The sequence below is a fragment of the Albibacillus kandeliae genome (assembly GCF_003116585.1).
Taxonomy (GTDB): Bacteria; Pseudomonadota; Alphaproteobacteria; order Rhodobacterales; family Rhodobacteraceae; genus Albibacillus; species Albibacillus kandeliae.
The window spans coordinates 304,694-320,087 of record NZ_QEHM01000009.1; the positions used below are offsets into that span (position 1 = coordinate 304,694).

The following is a 15,394-nucleotide window of genomic DNA, read 5'->3' on the forward strand; positions in this document are numbered from 1 at the left end:
AGATGATTGTACGCGATTTCAACAAGATCACCGAGAACGAGAAGCACCGCGTGGTGGCCGACGCCAAGTGGACGAGCGTGCGGATGTTGCTGGCCGAGGACGGGATGGGGTTCTCGTTCCACATCACCTTCCTCGACGCCGGGTCGGAGCACACGTTCCACTACAAGAACCACTTCGAGAGCGTCTACTGCATGAAGGGCAAGGGCCGGATCACCGACCTAGCCACCGGGGAGACCCACGAGATCTACCCCGGGGTGATGTACGCCCTTAACGAGCACGACAAGCACACGCTGGTGGCCGACGAGGAACTGGTCATGGCTTGCTGCTTCAACCCGCCGGTGACGGGCACCGAGGTGCACCGTGAAGATGGCTCTTACGCGCCGGCAACCGAGGACGCCTGACATGGCCCATACGGTAGAAAAGATCGGCGGCACGTCGATGAGCCGCCTGAACGAGCTGCGCGACAGCCTGATCATCGGGGATCGTCAGGGCGACGATCTCTACGGGCGCATCTTCGTGGTCTCGGCCTTTGGCGGGATCACCGACCTGCTGCTCGAGCACAAGAAGAGCGGCACGCCGGGTGTGTATGCCGCCTTTGCCCAGGAAGAGCGCGGGCACGGCTGGCAGGACCTGCTGGACAAGGCCGCCGACGCGATGGTGGAGGCCCATTCGAAGGTGCTGGACCACAAGGGCGACATCGACCAGGCCAACAGCTTTGTCGCCGACCGGATCATGGGCGCGCGCAACTGCCTGATCGACCTCCAGCGGCTGTGTTCCTACGGGCACTTCCAGCTGTCCGAGCACATGGCGCAGACACGCGAGCTGCTCTCGGGGCTGGGCGAGGCGCATTCGGCCTACGTGGCCACGCTGATGCTGTCGCGGTCCGGGGTGAACGCGCGGTTCATCGACCTGAGCGGCTGGCGCGACGAGGGCGACGTGACGCTCGACGAGCGCATTCAGTCGGCGATGGACGGTGTCGATCCGGAACGCGAGATGCCGATCGTGACCGGCTATGCGCAATGCGCCGAGGGGCTCATGCGCGAGTTCGACCGGGGCTATTCCGAGGTGACCTTTTCTCGGCTCGCGGCGCTGAGCGGCGCGCGGGAGGCGATCATCCACAAGGAGTTTCACCTGTCTTCTGCCGACCCGAGGCTGGTGGGCGAGGACGCGGTGCAGAAGCTCGGGCGCACCAACTACGACGTGGCCGACCAGCTGTCGAACATGGGGATGGAGGCGATCCACCCCAAGGCGGCAAAGGTGCTGCGCCAGTCGGGCGTGCCGCTGCGGGTGACCAATGCCTTCGAGCCTGGCGATCCGGGCACGCTGATCGACGACCAGCCCGCCAGCACGGCGGCGGTCGAGATCGTGACCGGCCTGCCGCTGTTCGCGCTGGAGCTGTTCGAACAGGACATGGTGGGGGTCAAGGGCTATGACGCGACCATCCTCGAGGTGCTTACGCGCCACCAGGTGCGGATCGTGTCGAAGGTGTCGAACGCCAATACCATCACGCATTACGTCGACAGCTCGCTGAAGGTGCTGCGCCGGGTCGAGCGGGATCTGACGGAGCGCTATCCCTCGGCCAAGATTTCCTATCGCTCGATCGCGATGGCCTCGGTCATTGGGCGCGATCTGAACGGGTTGTCGGTGCTGACGCGCGGCCTGCAGGCCATCGCGGCGGCGGGCATGGAGGCCATCGGCGCGAGCCAGGGGCCGCGCAACGTGGACGTTCAGTTCATCATGGATCGCGACGCGCTGGAGCCCGCCATCGCGGCGCTGCACGGCGCGCTTGTCGAACAGAAGAAGGTGGACCTGAAGCAGGTTGCCTGAGCTTCTCGGTCAGACGGAACACGAAGGGCGCATCGGGGCCCGGATAGCGGCTCCAGTGATGTCCAGATGATGAAGACCTGTCGGTATGGCCTGTTCCAATCCGGAATGGGCCATATCTGCCTTCGCGGGTCGCACCGACGAGTTCAGGTCAGCTCCAGCGGCTGAATGTCGGAAACGTCGACGGTTCGTTCCGCATGCCAGGCATCATAGGCGCCTTGCATGCGCACCCAGGAGATTGAGGAGCCGCCGAACAACCTCGCAAGGCGCACGGCAACGTCCGGGCTTACCGGTTTCTTCTCGCGGATGATGTCATAGAGATGCTGGCGCGATAGGCCCAGCATCCTTGCGATCTCGGCTTTCGGCCTGTCAATGGCAGGCAGAATGTCTTCCCTCAGCAGTGCTCCCGGATGAGACGGGCAGCGGTCCTTGAAGCGCGGCATTTGAGCCTCCTAATGGTATTGCTCGTAGTCTATGACAATTGCGTCGCCATCTTCGAATGCGAAGGTGATGCACCACGGTCCGTTCACGTGGATGGTGCAGCGCATGGGTTTGAACCCCTTGAGTCTGTGGAAGTCAAAACCGGGCAGGTTCATGTCTTCCGGCGCTTCGGCCGCATCAAGACGATCCAGTCGCCTCAGAATGCGGTCGTGCATCTGATGATCGATCTTTGACTCTCCGGTCTCCCACAGCTTCTTCAACTGCTTGTGGCGGAATGACTTGATCATCCACTCGGGCCTCTGTTCCCCTCGCGGTTCGATATGTAAGCAATCTGCTTACATAGTCAAGATTTTTCGGCGACCAATTGGGCGGCGCAGGTGGTCTAGTGCGACCCGAGGATGATCAGCCAGAGCCAGATGGTGAAGACCGAGGCCCCCGTCGCCACCAGCACCGAGGAGGCGGCGACGCGCTTGGCGCGGCCGTAGATGTTGGCGAAGATGTAGACGTTGAAGCCCGGCGCCATGGCGGCGTTGAGGACGGCGGAGCGGAACAGGTCCTGCTTGAGGCTGGTCATGGTGCCGAAGAGGTAGACCAGCGCCGGGTGCATCATGATCGACATGAAGCAGACGAAGAGTATCGTGCGCATGTCGCCTTCGGGCTTGTACTGCACCAGCACGCCGCCGAGCGCGAAGAGGGCGCAGGGCAGGGCGGCGCGGATGATCAGGTCGAGCGCGTCCTCGGCCACCACCGGGATCGGCAGGCCGGACACGTTGACGATGAAGCCGAGGATGATGCCGATGATCAGCACGTTCTTGAACATGGCCTTGAGCACCGAGCCCGCCATGACGAAGGGCGATTTGCCCCGGTTGCGCACGATCTCCATCGCGGTGACGCCCAGCCCGTAGCAGAAGGGCGAGTGGAAGGCGATGATGGCGTAGTTGCCGGTCAGGTTGTCGGGGCCGAAGGCGCGTTCGGTGATGGGCAGGCCCAGCAGCACCGAGTTGGAGAAGAGGCAGCCGAAGGCGATGACCACGCTGTCTTCCCAGTCCCTCTTGAACAGGGTGCGGGCGACCGCGAGGCCGGCGAAGAAGCAGATCGCGGCGCCGCCGTAGAACGAGCCGAGGAGGCGCGGGTCGAAGCTCTCGGCGAGGTCGATATGGGCGATGGCGCGGAACAGCAGGCAGGGGATGGCAAAGCCCTGCGTGAATTTCATGAGCCCGTCGATCTGGGCAAAGTTGAAATAGCCGCCGCGCGTGGTGGCATAGCCCGCCCCGATCACGAGGAAGACGGGGAGGATGACCTCAATAAGGCTTTCGAACATGTAGACGGAACTTGTGGAGGGGAGGAAGGCCCGGGGAGCAGGCCGAGGGAGATGTCCGGGCGCTCACAACGCGACCCGGATCACCATGCCGTCGTAGGCACAGGAGATGTGGTCGGGTGTTTCGGCGGACAGGGTGTCGTAGTCGAGGTCGATGTGCATGTTGGTCAGCACGGCGGTCTTGGGCTGGAGCTGCTCGATCCAGCCAAGCGTCTTTTCGAGGTGGGCATGGGTCGGGTGCGGATCGCGGCGCAGGGCGTCGACGATGAAGCAGTCGAGGTTCTCCAGCGCCGGCCAGGCCTCGTCGTAGATGTCGGCCACGTCCGGCAGGTAGGCGAGGTCGCCGATGCGGAAGCCGAGGCTGTCGATTGAGCCGTGGGCGACCCGGAAGGGCGTGAAGTCGATCGCGCCGCCCGCCCCGGTGATCTCGAAGGGGCCCGAGATGGTCTTCATGTCGAGGATCGGCGGGTAGGGCGAGCCCTCGGGCTGGACGAAGGCATAGCCGAAGCGCGAGAAGAGCGCGTTCTGGGTGTCGCCGTCGGCCCAGACGGGCAGGCGCGCGCGCATGTTGAAGACGATCATGCGCAGGTCGTCGATGCCGTGGACGTGGTCGGCGTGGGAATGGGTGTAGACCACCGCGTCGAGCTTGCCGATGCCGGCGTCAAGCAGCTGCGCGCGCATGTCGGGCGTGGTGTCGATGAGGACGGTGGTGGTGCCCTCGTCGGTCTCGCGCTCGACCAGCATGGAGCAGCGGCGGCGGGTGTTCTTGGGGTTCGCCGGATCGCAGGCGCCCCAGTGGCCGCCGAGGCGGGGCACGCCGCCGGAGGAGCCGCAGCCGAGGATGGTAAAGCGCATCTCTCCCATCAGGCGGCGGCCTCGTAGGCGACGACCTTGGAGAAGAGCCGTTCGAAGTTCTTCTGCGTCTGCGCGGCGAAGGCCGGGTAGTCCATGCCGAAGACCTCGGCGCCCTTTCGGGCGGTGAAGGCGGTATAGGCGGGTTCGTTGCGCTTGCCGCGATGGGGCGGCGGGGCGAGGTAGGGGCTGTCGGTCTCGACCAGGATGCGGTCGACCGGCGCGGCGGCGAAGATGTCGCGCAGCTCCTGGCTTTTGGGGAAGGCGGCGATGCCGGACATGGAGAGATAGAAGCCGAGGTCGATGGCGACCCTGGCCAGTTCCGGGCCCGACGAGAAGCAGTGCAGGACACAGGGGTAGGCGCCGTTGCGGTGGCCCTCGGAGAGGATCTCGATCATGTCCTCGTCGGCGGCACGGGCGTGGATGATCAGCGGCAGGTTTGTCTCGCGCGCGGCGTCGATGTGACGGCGCAGCGAGTCCTTCTGTGCCTCGGCGGTCTCGGCGGTGTAGTGATAGTCGAGCCCGGTCTCGCCGATGCCGACGAACTTGGGGTGTTTCGCCAGTTCCACCAGTTCCTCGGTCGAAACGGGCCGGTGTTCGCCCACACTCATCGGGTGGACCCCGGCGGCGTAGAACACGGCCTCGTAGGTTTCGGCCAGGGCCTGGACCTTGGGCAGGTTGTGGAACTTGGTGCAGATCGTCACCATGCGGGTGACCCCGGCCGCCGCCGCATTGGCGACGATCTCGTCGAGCTGGCCTTCGAAATCGGGGAAATCGAGATGGCAGTGGCTGTCGGTGATCTCGGGTAGGGCGGTCATCTGCCTCGGTGTCTTGCTGCTTTGGCAGGGCGCACGGGGCGGACTCAGCCGCTGGCGGTCTCCTGCATCTTGAAAACCGTATCTAGGACAAGCGCGGCGGGGTCAAGGTTGACCGCCGCGCCGTGGCGGGTGCGCTGGGTGATCCGGGTGGCCGCCTCGGCCCAGGCGCGTCCTTTCTGGGCAGACTGGGCCAGACGGAGCAGGGTTTCGGCCTCTCCCTGCGCCGCTTCGGGCATTGGCGGGGCGCCGGTTGCGCCGGTCACGGCGAGGCGCGACAGCGCGGTGTCGATGAGGGTGAGCAGGAGTTCGAACTTGTCGGTTGCCCCGCGCTGGGCGGCGGCCTCGGCCAGCGCGAGCGCGCGCTGGCGGTCCAGACGGGGCAGGGAGGCGAGGATGGCCACCAGCTCGGCATAGATGTCGAGCCCGCCGAGCGTGATCATCCGCAGGGCGGTGCCGACCGAGCCGGAGGAGAGCGCGGCAAGGTGGTCGGGGTTGGCGGGCAGTTCGGTGCCGCTCTGCTCCAGTGCGGCGGTCATGTCCCCGGGCGCGAGCGGCGAGAGGCGCAGCACGCGGCAGCGCGAGCGGATGGTGGGCAGCAGGCGCGTCGGCTGGTGCGAGATCAGCAGCAGGGTGGTGCGCGCCGGGGGTTCCTCGAGCATCTTCAGGAGGGCGTTTGCGGCCGAGGTGTTCATCTCGTCCGCGGCGTCCACGATCACCACGCGGCGTCCGCCATCGGCGGCGGACAGACCGAAGAACTTGTGCAGGCGGCGGATGTCGTCGACAACGATCTCGTTGCGCAGGCGCTTGGTGTCCTCGTTGACCGTGCGGGTCACGGCGGCGAGGCCCGGCTCGGCGCGGGCGGCCATGCGGCGGGAGACCGGGTGCTCGGGGTCGATGTCGAGCGTGGTCGGTGGTGGCGGGGCACCGAACAGGCCGTCCTCCTCTGCGGGCGGGGTCGCCAGCAGGAAGCGCGCGATGCGCCACGCGAGGGTAGCCTTGCCGACCCCGCGCGGGCCGGTCAGCAGCCAGCCGTGGTGCAGCCGCCCGGAGGTGTAGGCGTCGAGAAAGGCGGCCTCGGCCACGTCCTGACCGAACAGGCGCTGCGTGTCGCGGGGGTGGGGCGCGCCCGGCGCCTGGTCCGGGGCTTCGATCTCTTCGCTCATGCGAGCCTGTCTAGCACGATCCCTTCGACCTCTGCAGCCACGGAATCGAAGTCGCGGTTGCCGTCGATCACGCAGAAGCGGTCGGGAAATTCGCGGGCGAGGCCAAGGAAACCCTGCCGCATCTTGCGTTGCAGCTCGGGGCCGAAGTCCTCGAAGCGTTCCTCGTGGCCTTTGCGGGCGAGGGCGCGGGTGAGCCCGACCTCGGGGTCCATGTCGATCAGCAGGGTCAGGTCGGGTTCGCGCCCGATCATCAGGCTGTGCAGCTGGTCCACCATGCCGCGCAGGTCGCCGCGCGAGAGGCCCTGGTACATGCGGGTGCTGTCGGCGAAGCGGTCGCAAATCACCACGCGCCCGGCCGCGAGGGCGGGGGCGATGGTGCGTTCGAGGTGGTCGCGCCGGGCAGCGGTGAAGAGCAGGATCTCGGTCTCGGCGGACCAGCGGTCCGGGTCGCCTTCCAGCACCAGCGCGCGGATTTCCTCGGCGCCGGGCGAGCCGCCGGGTTCGCGGGTGGGAACGACATCGACACCGCGCGTGCGCAGTGTCTCGGCGAGGCGGCGCGCCTGCGAGGACTTGCCGGAGCCGTCGATGCCTTCGAAGGTGATGAAGAGGCCCTTGCCGGGTCCCTGTCCTGTCGTCACGACGCTTCCGCCGGTCCCTGGACGAACCGTTTCATCAGCAGTTCCGCGGCGGTGCGGACGCGGACCACGAAGCCGCCCTGCGGCACGGCCTTGGCCGCGACCAGCGGCAGGCGCACCTCGGGGAGGTCGGCGGGCGTGATCACGAGGTCGGCCAGTTTCTGACCGGCGAGGATCGGAGCCTGGATCGGGCCGTCGTAGACGACCTCGCCCTGCAAATCTCCCTGCGCGAGCGCGGGCAGCAGGATGGTCAGGTCTTCGGCCGGAACCAGGTCTACCGACTGCTCCCGCCCCATCCATACGTTGGCGCGGGCGACCGGTTCACCCGCGCGGGCGACGGTTTTCTCGGCAAATTGGCGAAACCCCCAGTTAACGATGGCCGCGGCCTCCTCGGTGCGGGCGCGTTCGCTTTCGAGACCCGAGAGCACGAAGAGGATGCGGCGGTCGCCCTGCTTGGCCGAGCCGACGAGGCCATAGCCGGCCTCGACCGTGTGGCCGGTCTTGAGGCCGTCGGCGCCGTTGTCCATGTGCAGGAGCGGGTTGCGGTTGTGCACGTTCGAGGGCGCGCGGCCGTCGAAGTCGAATTCCTTCTCGGCGAAGAGCGGGTAGAACTGGGGGAAATCCTCGATGATGTGCTTGCCCAGCATCGCGAGGTCTCTCACCGACATCATGTGCCCGGCCTGCGGCCAGCCGTTCGAGTTCATGAATGTCGACTGTTCGAGCCCGATCTGCTTGCCGCGCTCGGTCATGTAGCGGGCAAAGCCGGACTCGGTCCCGTCGGGGCTGAGCGCCTCGGCGATGACGGCGCAGGCGTCGTTGCCCGAAAGGACGATGATACCGCGCAGCAGGTCCTCGACCTTGACCTTGTCCTGGGTGTTCAGGAACATGGTCGAGCCGCCATAGCTCATCGCGTGGGTCGAGACCGGCAGTTCCTCGTCGAGCGTGAGGCGGCCGTCACGGATTGCCTCGAAGGCGATGTAGAGCGTCATCAGCTTGGACATCGACGCCGGGGGCAGGGGCTCTTCCGCGTTCTTGTCGAGCAGCACGGTGTGCGTCGTCAGATCCATCACGTAGGCCGCCCTGGCCTTGGTGTCGAAGGCTGCGGCGGGCAGGGCCGCCAGCATCAGGGCGATGGGAAGGGCGACGAGGCGGAGGGCTGGTCTCAACTGTGAGGCTCCTGTCAGTTGGTCACGGCGTAGGCGTCGGTAAAGCCGACCCCCTTGATCTGCTTGATCAGGGCGCTGCGTTCGGACGAGGTCTGGGCCGGTCCGACGACGACGCGCCAGAAGGTCTTGCCGTTGCTGGATTGTTCAAAGACCGTCGGCACCATTCCGGCGCGGCGCATCTGGTCGGCTGTGCTCTCGGCATTGTGCTGTACGCTGAAGATGCCGATCTGGATATAGGGCTTGTCGAGCTTGGAGGTAACCGCGGCGGGCTTTGCCGTGGGCTGGGCGATGGCGGTGGTGGCCACTGCGGGCGCGGCGATAGAGGCCTGGACCGGTTCGACCTCGCCTGCGGCGGGGGCAAGCGCGTTCAGCGGTTCGCCCACGGTCTTGTTCCGCTTGCCGAAGAGCTTGCCGCCGAACAGCGGCTTGCGCGCCTTCGGCTCGGTTGCCGCCTCGGCGACGGTGGCCTCGGCGGCCTCGGCAACGGGCGCCTCGGACGCGCTGGTCTCGAGCGCGGCTGCGGCAGCGGTGGCGATGTCGTCGTTCTGCTGGGCGGCTGCCGCGGGCGCGGGTTTGGGCGTTTCGACCGGCGCGGCGCTGGCGACCTCTGCCGGGGCCTCGGCTGAGAGTTCGGCCACCGGTTCGGCGGGTTCGGCCGGGGTCTCTTCACGGCGCAGCGCGGTCACGTTCAGCTTGATCGGGGCACCGGCCAGCATCCCGAGCGCCTCGGCGGCGTCGGAGGAGACCTGAAGGCGCGGTCCGGGGATTTCGCGTTCGCGCCGGAACAGGGCGCCGATCACGAACTTGCCGTTGCTCTCGTTGCGGATGATCACCCGCTCGGGGTCGGACACCTCGGGGTGGGCGACCCAGACGCCGCCGAGGGAGGGGCGGCCATCCCAGAGGCCCGCCTCGGTCGCCGAGAAGACCTCGGGCGCCTCGACATCCCGTTCCACCAGCTTGGTCGATTTCTGCGAGGCCCCCGCAAGGGTCTCGGCGTCCGGTTTGGACTGGAGGAAGGAAAACTGGTTGTCCTCGCTACATGCGGACAGGGCCGTTATTGCCATGATAGACACTGCCAAGCGTAGTTGACGCCGGCTCACTACTCTCGCTTCGCTCATCCTCGAAGTCCCTTGCCTGTGTTCGGGTGTTGTTCACCCTGTCTGCCGGTTGTTCCGGCCTGCTGCCTTGGGAAGATGTCCCGCCTTCGCGCCAGCATAGCGCGCAAAGCGGGCTATGGAAAGTGTGCAGACCGGGGCAGGCGAGAAAACCCCCGATACCGCTTGCCAGTTCCCGCCCCGGCGCGTACACCGCCTGCTGCGCGGGGAGGTGGCAGAGTGGTCGAATGCGGCGGTCTTGAAAACCGTTGAGCGTGAGAGCGTTCCCAGGGTTCGAATCCCTGTCTCCCCGCCAGCCGCCTAAGTCATTGATAGGAAATGAAAATATAGGTATTTTCGCATTATGTTTCCGCGCCTTGTGCGCACCGCTCGTGGGTGGAGACTCGTTCCAGAGAGAGATGTCGGCGGCTTGTCGGGCGGCGTCTCCCTGGGGCGCAACCGGGGTGACGGTTTTCGCCGGGATTTCCCTGCTAGCAGGGAATTTGGAGGGAATTATTCCAGAGATTGGTCGGTTTCGATGACGGTTCGTCGGAGAAAATTTATCGGGTTCAATGTGTTAGCTTCTATTTCCCTGAGGCCCGGAGTAGGGAACTTGCAGGGAAAATGCATGGTCTTGTGCAGCCCCTAGGGCTCAACCCTTGTCCAGCAATTCTGATAGCCCCTGTCAGACGCCGAGCCTCTTCTCCTGCGCATCCCAGTCGAGCGGAATGGGCTGGGCCATGAAGCGCTTGAGTGTGATCTCTGGAGGGAGGCGGCCGTCCCGAATGGCGCGCTGGATCTTCGGCGAGAGGAACGCGAGCTGGCCGCGCGTGCGGATGAAGGCACCGTGGTGACCGGCATCACGAGCGACGTTGGAAAGGGGCGCGCCTTGGCGAAGGGCGGCTGCCCAATCGTGCGCAGACGCGAGGGTTCTGATAAGGGTGTGATCCGGCGCGGGCTCCGGCGTGGCGAGCACCAGCTTCTGCTCGACGCCGCGGCGTCGCAGGCTGATCGGCAGGGCGATGGTCGTTACGTCTGGTGCGAGGTCATCGGCGGCAAGCTGCAGCCGTCTCGCTAAGGCGACACGATCCAGCGTCAGGCCTATCTCGCGCGGAGAGACAGTTCCGCTTAGCAGCAGACTTTGCAGTATGTTGGGGTCGCGATTGCTCAGCGCCTGCACCAAGCTGCGGGCTGTGATCCCGAATTCCTTCGCACGCCTGAGGTCAGGTGTCGACAGCAGTCGATGCTCGGCCAGGGCCGCTGCGATGTGGTCCGCAATGATGGAGGCCACGAGGGCTTCGAACTTGAGGCCGGGCAAGCGCCATCCGGTTGGATCGGGTCCGCCCGAGATGAGGCGGTTCGAGACATAGTAGGGATGTCGTTGACCCGCCTTCACCGTGTGCGTCGGGGTCAGGCGATCCCCGGTCTCGTCCCGGAGCTTCCCGGTCAGCGGGGAAGTGATAGCGCCAGTGGCCTGGCCGCGACGACGGCCTGGGGACGATTGCAGCTTCTCCTGCACCCGGTTCCAAAGCGCCTCATCCAAGACGGCCGAGTGCCGCCCGGGCCAGCACTTCTCCTTGTGCCGGATTTGACCGAGGTAGACGGGATTCAGGAGGATCTTGTGGATCTGCCCCCGGGAGAGCGAACCGCCACCCTGGCATCGCCCGGAACGGAACCGGTGCACTTTGGATCGCAAGCCGAGACTAGCTGCGGCCTCTTCAAGCCGGGCGAGCGAGCCATGCTGTTCATAGAGCTCGAAGAGCGTTCTAACGGTCAGGGCTTCACTTTCGTTCGCGACAAGTTCTCGAACCTTGGGATCGGGATGGGGATCATAACCAAGAGGCGGGATGCCGCCCATCCAGAGGCCCTGCTGCTTGGAGGCGGCGATCTTGTCGCGGATGCGTTCGGCGGTGACCTCGCGCTCGAACTGCGCGAAGGAGAGCAGCACGTTGAGGGTTAGTCGCCCCATGGACGAGGCCGTGTTGAAGGCCTGGGTCACGGAGACGAACGAGCAGCCAGTGGTCTCGAAGCGCTCGACCAACTTCGCGAAGTCGGCAAGAGACCGGGTGAGACGGTCGATCGTGTTGACAACAATCATGCCGATGCGGCCGGCACTGACTTCCGCCAGGAGGCGCTGCAAGGCAGGACGCTCGAGCGTGCCGCCAGACTTGCCACCGTCGTCGAAGCGGTCCCGGCATAGTACCAAGCCCTCGTGTTTCTGGCTGGCGACATAGGCCGTACAGGCCTCGTACTGGGCATCCAGGGAATTGAACTCCTGGTCGAGACCCTCCTCGGAGGATTTCCTGGTGTAGATGGCGCAGCGCACTTTCGCGGGGGCCATCAGGATGTCTCCGTCAGTCCGAAGAAGCTGGGCCCGGACCAGCGTGCGCCGGTGATGGCGCGGGCAACGGCGGACAACGAGGGGTAGGTCTCGTTGTTCCAGCGATAGCCCGCCTCGGTGATCTCGACGGCATGGGTCGTACCGTTCCATTCCCGCAGCAGGCGGCCACCGGGCTTCATGGCCGGGTTGGGGGCGTTTGCACCGCCCGCGGCGGCCTTCTGGAGCTCCTTTGCAAATCCGCGCGGCAGGCCGCCGCGCTGACGGGTCTGGACCTCGAAGGCGAGGAAGCGGCGCAGAAACGACTGGCTCAGACCGCCTGGCACCGGCGTGCGGAAGAGCTGGTCCCAGGCAGCCACGAGGGCCGCCCGGTCCATTGTCTCGATCTCGGCGACGGTGAGCGTCATGCCGTCTCCGGGGTGCCCGTGATCCGATGGTGTACGGCGGCACCGTCCGTCTTCGCGGGCACCCGGTCGATGGTGTAGCCGGCCTTGCGCATCACGCTCAGGGCGGCACGCACCGAGTGTGGTTTCCAGCCGGTGGCTTCCTGCAGGGCGACGAGGTCGGCGCCCGTCTTGCGAGACAGAAGGCGACGAACCAGGTCGGACTTGGTCTCGCGCGGGCCAGGGGCAGTAGATTTGGTCATTGGGGTTTTCTCGAGTTTGCCAGGGCCGGCGAACTGTCGGCCCCTACCGAGATGCGCCCGGGGGAGCCGGGCGTAGGACCAATGACGCTCTCTTCGGAGGTGAAGTCCAGTCAAGAGTGGAGCAGTTAAGAGGACCGGATAAGCGTTCATCAACTAAAGGAAAAGTCTCGTCAGCCTTCGATTCTCTCTTGTTCGGGATTCTCTTTCGTGGCAGCTTTTGAGCATCCGGTCGGGAGAGCCGAGTTCAGAGCTCTCCGTAACCACCGTCGGATGCACATGCAACTGTGGCGGTGGTTCGGCATCAATCTCAAAAAGTCGAGCCTTTTGGAGACCCCCACTTCATTGATTTGAAAGGGCCTTTCCATGGGGAAAGCATCGAATGACTATGTGCCGGCCCAGGTGCCGGCCGGCCAGAATGATCTCTTCCGAAACTTCGGTCTTATCTGGCTGGCAGTTCATCTGATTGAGGCTGCTCCGCGTCGGGTGCGGCGTGCTCTGAAGAGCCAGGAAGATGCGGTCCTGCGCGCCATCGTGCGCTATGGCTTCCGCATCCCCGTCCTCGTGCACAGCAAGCCTGACGGCAATGGCTACGAGGTGATCGACGGGCACATGCGCCTGGCGGCGGCCCGCCGGCTTGAAGCAGAGGAGATCCCCTGCATTTTGGTTGACGATCTCTCCGAGGTCGAGACCCGCCGGCTGGCGCTGTCGCTCAACAAACTGCAGGAGACGGGCGCCTGGGATGACGACGCCCTCCGTTTGGAGATCAACGAGATCCTCGAGATCGGGTGCGAAATTGAGATCCCCGGGTTCGACCTGCCTGAACTGGAAGCGATCCGCTTTGGCGTGGGCGAGGGGGAGGAGCCCGACCCGGCCGATGACATCTCGCGTCAACATCAACCGGGTGCGCCGGTGGTGACCCAGCTGGGAGATATCTGGCGTCTGGACGAGCACCTGGTTTGCTGTGGCTCCGCACGTGATGGGGCGTCGCTGACCGAACTGCTGGATGGCGAAGTCGCAGATGTCCTGTTCACCGACCCGCCTTACAATGTGAAGATCAATGGCCATGTCCGGAAGAACGGGTCTGGCTTTGCCGAGTTCGGCGAGGCGTCGGGCGAGATGTCGTGCGCGGACTTCGTCGCCTTCCTTGTCGAAACCCTGGGCAGTACTGTGGCGCAGCTCAAGCCCGGTGGCGTGCTCTATGCCTGCATGGACTGGCGGCACATCAATGAGCTGAAAGAGGCGCTGGAAGCGCTGAAGGTTGAGGTGCTCAACATCTGTGTCTGGGTGAAGACCAGGGCCGGCATGGGCAGCCTGTACCGCAGTCAGCATGAATTCGTCTTCGTGGCGCGCCGGCCTGGGGCGGGGCATCAGAACAATGTGCGGCTCGGCAAGCACGGTCGGAACCGGTCCAACGTCTGGTCCTATGCGGGGGCGACGGGCGGACGGGCCGATCCTGACGACAGCTTCGATGTGCATCCCACGGTGAAACCGATCCGTATGGTGATGGATGCGTTGCTGGATGTCTCCTCCCCCGGAGATTGGGTTGTGGACCCGTTCCTGGGCTCGGGCACGACGCTGCTGGCGGCGGAGCGGACGCGCCGGCGGTGCGCTGGTGTCGAAATCGAGCCGGCCTATGTCGATCTGGCGATCAGGCGCTGGCAGGACATGACGGGGGGACAGGCTATGTCGGTTGCAACAGGTGTGTCCTTTGACGAGATGGTGGCTCGCGCTGAGCGCGATGACGGCCCGATTGACCAGGCCGGGGAGGGCTTCTGATGTCCGACAAGTCAAAGAAACCCGACGATTACGGGGTCGGATACGCCAAACCGCCGAAGCACACTCAGTGGCAAAAGGGGCAGTCGGGGAATCCTGCCGGGAAGAAAACCAAGTCGCGGTCCGTCACTGACGCTATTCGTCAGGTCCTCCAGGAAGAGATTCTTGTCAATCACAACGGGTCCACCGTCACGATGACCAACCTCGAAGCCCTGATTCGCAGTTTGCTCTCAAAGGCCCTAAAAGGCGACGTGCCGTGTATGCGGTTGCTATTCCATCTTGTTGGCATGCAATCCGTTAGCGATCACGATGCGGCCACATTCGAACTGACGGACGCGGACCTTGCAGTTCTGGAAAGCCATGCAGAGTGGAAGGAACTGGTCGACAAAGCCAAGGCCGAGTTCGCCGCGGCATCATCCGCAGATATTGATCAGGGTGGAGGTGCCGCCAATGTCTGATCTGAATCCAGTTGCTGTTGTGCTGGCGCTCTATCGCGCCGAGCTGTTCGAGTATGTGGTGCGGGTATTTGCAGAGCTTCGCCCTGGCGTGAAATTGCACTATGGGCACCACCTCCGCGCTATCTGTTACAAGCTCGAACAGGTGGCGCGAGGCGAGATTACCCGGCTATTGATCCTGATGCCGCCGCGCCACCTGAAGTCCCATTGCGCAAGCGTGGCGTTCCCCTCCTGGGTCCTTGGGCGAGACCCATCCAAGAGGATCATCTGCATGAGCTACGGGAAAGACCTGGCAGAGGGGTTCAGTCGGGACACGCGGCGCCTGATGCAAGCTGATTGGTCCCGCGCGGCATTCCCCGGTCTGCAACTCGATCCCAGGCGATCTGCGGCTGAGGAGCTGAGAACAACGCAGAACGGCTATCGCATCGCGACCTCAGTTGGAGGTGCCCTGACAGGGAAGGGGGGGCGGACATCCTGATCTTGGACGACCCGAGCAAGGCAGAGGATGCCGCCTCCGCGGTCAAGCGGGAAGCAGTCTACGACTGGTTTGCGGGGACGGCTTTGACGCGTCTCGACGATCCCAACATCGGGGCTGTCATCGTCATTGCACAACGCCTGCACGAGGACGATCTGCCGGGGCGGTTGATTGCGACGGGCGGCTGGGAGGTGCTGGAGCTGCCGGCTATAGAGACGCAGGATCGTTTGATCCCGCTTGCGAAGGATGTGAAATGGGGGCGCAAGGCTGGTGACCTGCCCCCCGCGAAATCCCTCATCGTAGTGTAGAGTCTGCGCCAACACTGAAGGAGCAGACGAATGCGAAAGAGCCGTTTCACCGAGGCGCAGATAATCGGGATGATTAAGGAGCAGGAGG

General features: G+C 64.9%; 18 protein-coding genes and 1 tRNA gene. 7 read left to right on the forward strand and 12 right to left on the reverse strand.

Going from position 1 to position 15,394, the window contains the following annotated elements; genetic code table 11:
• Window positions 1–2: 2 nt before the first annotated feature.
• Both DDT93_RS21100 and DDT93_RS21105 read left to right on the forward strand, forming a co-directional pair.
• Window positions 3–401: an ectoine synthase gene (locus tag DDT93_RS21100; RefSeq protein WP_109467867.1), complete on the forward strand. Its 399-nt coding sequence runs from the start codon at window positions 3–5 to the stop codon at window positions 399–401.
• Between the two features lies 1 nt (window position 402).
• The gene (locus DDT93_RS21105) at window positions 403–1,827 is read left to right on the forward strand and encodes an aspartate kinase (RefSeq protein ID WP_109467868.1); all 1,425 of its coding nucleotides are present in this window, start codon (window positions 403–405) and stop codon (window positions 1,825–1,827) included.
• 143 nt (window positions 1,828–1,970) lie between these two features.
• Here the strand turns inward: DDT93_RS21105 and DDT93_RS21110 are convergent, their stop codons facing one another.
• From DDT93_RS21110 to DDT93_RS26975, 9 genes are all read right to left on the reverse strand, one after another.
• The gene (locus DDT93_RS21110; protein ID WP_109467869.1) at window positions 1,971–2,267 is read right to left on the reverse strand and encodes a HigA family addiction module antitoxin; all 297 of its coding nucleotides are present in this window, start codon (window positions 2,265–2,267) and stop codon (window positions 1,971–1,973) included.
• Between the two features lie 9 nt (window positions 2,268–2,276).
• Window positions 2,277–2,552 (reverse strand): type II toxin-antitoxin system RelE/ParE family toxin, encoded by a 276-nt coding sequence (locus DDT93_RS21115; protein WP_109467870.1) that lies wholly within the window; start codon window positions 2,550–2,552, stop codon window positions 2,277–2,279.
• A 95-nt stretch (window positions 2,553–2,647) separates the two neighbouring features.
• Window positions 2,648–3,586: an AEC family transporter gene (locus tag DDT93_RS21120; protein WP_109467871.1), complete on the reverse strand. Its 939-nt coding sequence runs from the start codon at window positions 3,584–3,586 to the stop codon at window positions 2,648–2,650.
• A 63-nt stretch (window positions 3,587–3,649) separates the two neighbouring features.
• On the reverse strand, window positions 3,650–4,447 hold the full coding sequence (locus DDT93_RS21125; protein WP_109467872.1) for an MBL fold metallo-hydrolase: 798 nt from the start codon (window positions 4,445–4,447) through the stop codon (window positions 3,650–3,652).
• The gene (locus DDT93_RS21130; RefSeq protein ID WP_109467873.1) at window positions 4,447–5,253 is read right to left on the reverse strand and encodes a TatD family hydrolase; all 807 of its coding nucleotides are present in this window, start codon (window positions 5,251–5,253) and stop codon (window positions 4,447–4,449) included. Before DDT93_RS21130 ends, DDT93_RS21125 begins: the two co-directional genes overlap by 1 nt.
• A gap of 44 nt (window positions 5,254–5,297) precedes the next feature.
• On the reverse strand, window positions 5,298–6,416 hold the full coding sequence (locus DDT93_RS21135) for a DNA polymerase III subunit delta' (protein ID WP_109467874.1): 1,119 nt from the start codon (window positions 6,414–6,416) through the stop codon (window positions 5,298–5,300).
• Window positions 6,413–7,054, reverse strand: coding sequence for a dTMP kinase (gene tmk, locus DDT93_RS21140; protein WP_109467875.1), 642 nt, complete (start codon window positions 7,052–7,054; stop codon window positions 6,413–6,415). Before tmk ends, DDT93_RS21135 begins: the two co-directional genes overlap by 4 nt.
• Window positions 7,051–8,175, reverse strand: coding sequence for a D-alanyl-D-alanine carboxypeptidase family protein (locus tag DDT93_RS21145; protein WP_109467901.1), 1,125 nt, complete (start codon window positions 8,173–8,175; stop codon window positions 7,051–7,053). Before DDT93_RS21145 ends, tmk begins: the two co-directional genes overlap by 4 nt.
• A gap of 56 nt (window positions 8,176–8,231) precedes the next feature.
• Complete coding sequence (locus tag DDT93_RS26975) at window positions 8,232–9,281, reverse strand: SPOR domain-containing protein (RefSeq protein ID WP_232825525.1); 1,050 nt, start codon at window positions 9,279–9,281, stop codon at window positions 8,232–8,234.
• Window positions 9,282–9,537: 256 nt separating this feature from the next.
• On the opposite strand from DDT93_RS26975, the gene DDT93_RS21160 reads away from it, so the two are divergent.
• A tRNA-Ser gene (locus DDT93_RS21160) sits at window positions 9,538–9,627 on the forward strand.
• Between the two features lie 369 nt (window positions 9,628–9,996).
• Here the strand turns inward: DDT93_RS21160 and DDT93_RS21165 are convergent.
• From DDT93_RS21165 to DDT93_RS21175, 3 genes are read right to left on the reverse strand one after another with little or no spacing between them, the layout of a single operon-like run.
• Window positions 9,997–11,652: a recombinase family protein gene (locus tag DDT93_RS21165; protein WP_109467876.1), complete on the reverse strand. Its 1,656-nt coding sequence runs from the start codon at window positions 11,650–11,652 to the stop codon at window positions 9,997–9,999.
• A complete protein-coding gene (locus DDT93_RS21170) occupies window positions 11,652–12,056 on the reverse strand; it encodes a DUF2924 domain-containing protein (protein ID WP_109467877.1) in 405 nt (134 codons plus the stop codon). The genes DDT93_RS21165 and DDT93_RS21170 overlap by 1 nt, the downstream gene beginning before the upstream one ends.
• Complete coding sequence (locus DDT93_RS21175) at window positions 12,053–12,295, reverse strand: DUF3489 domain-containing protein (protein WP_109467878.1); 243 nt, start codon at window positions 12,293–12,295, stop codon at window positions 12,053–12,055. Before DDT93_RS21175 ends, DDT93_RS21170 begins: the two co-directional genes overlap by 4 nt.
• Window positions 12,296–12,658: 363 nt before the next feature.
• Between DDT93_RS21175 and DDT93_RS21180 the strand changes: the two genes are divergently transcribed.
• The 4 genes from DDT93_RS21180 to DDT93_RS21195 are packed head-to-tail and all read left to right on the forward strand — an operon-like array spanning window position 12,659 to window position 15,306.
• Window positions 12,659–14,071 carry a DNA modification methylase gene (locus DDT93_RS21180; protein WP_109467879.1) on the forward strand — a complete coding sequence of 471 codons (1,413 nt, stop codon included), beginning with the start codon at window positions 12,659–12,661 and terminating at the stop codon, window positions 14,069–14,071.
• Window positions 14,071–14,526 (forward strand): DUF5681 domain-containing protein, encoded by a 456-nt coding sequence (locus DDT93_RS21185; RefSeq protein ID WP_109467880.1) that lies wholly within the window; start codon window positions 14,071–14,073, stop codon window positions 14,524–14,526. The genes DDT93_RS21180 and DDT93_RS21185 overlap by 1 nt, the downstream gene beginning before the upstream one ends.
• Window positions 14,519–15,001 carry a hypothetical protein gene (locus DDT93_RS21190; protein ID WP_109467881.1) on the forward strand — a complete coding sequence of 161 codons (483 nt, stop codon included), beginning with the start codon at window positions 14,519–14,521 and terminating at the stop codon, window positions 14,999–15,001. Before DDT93_RS21185 ends, DDT93_RS21190 begins: the two co-directional genes overlap by 8 nt.
• 2 nt (window positions 15,002–15,003) lie before the next feature.
• Window positions 15,004–15,306: a hypothetical protein gene (locus tag DDT93_RS21195; protein WP_109467882.1), complete on the forward strand. Its 303-nt coding sequence runs from the start codon at window positions 15,004–15,006 to the stop codon at window positions 15,304–15,306.
• Window positions 15,307–15,394 lie beyond the last annotated feature (88 nt).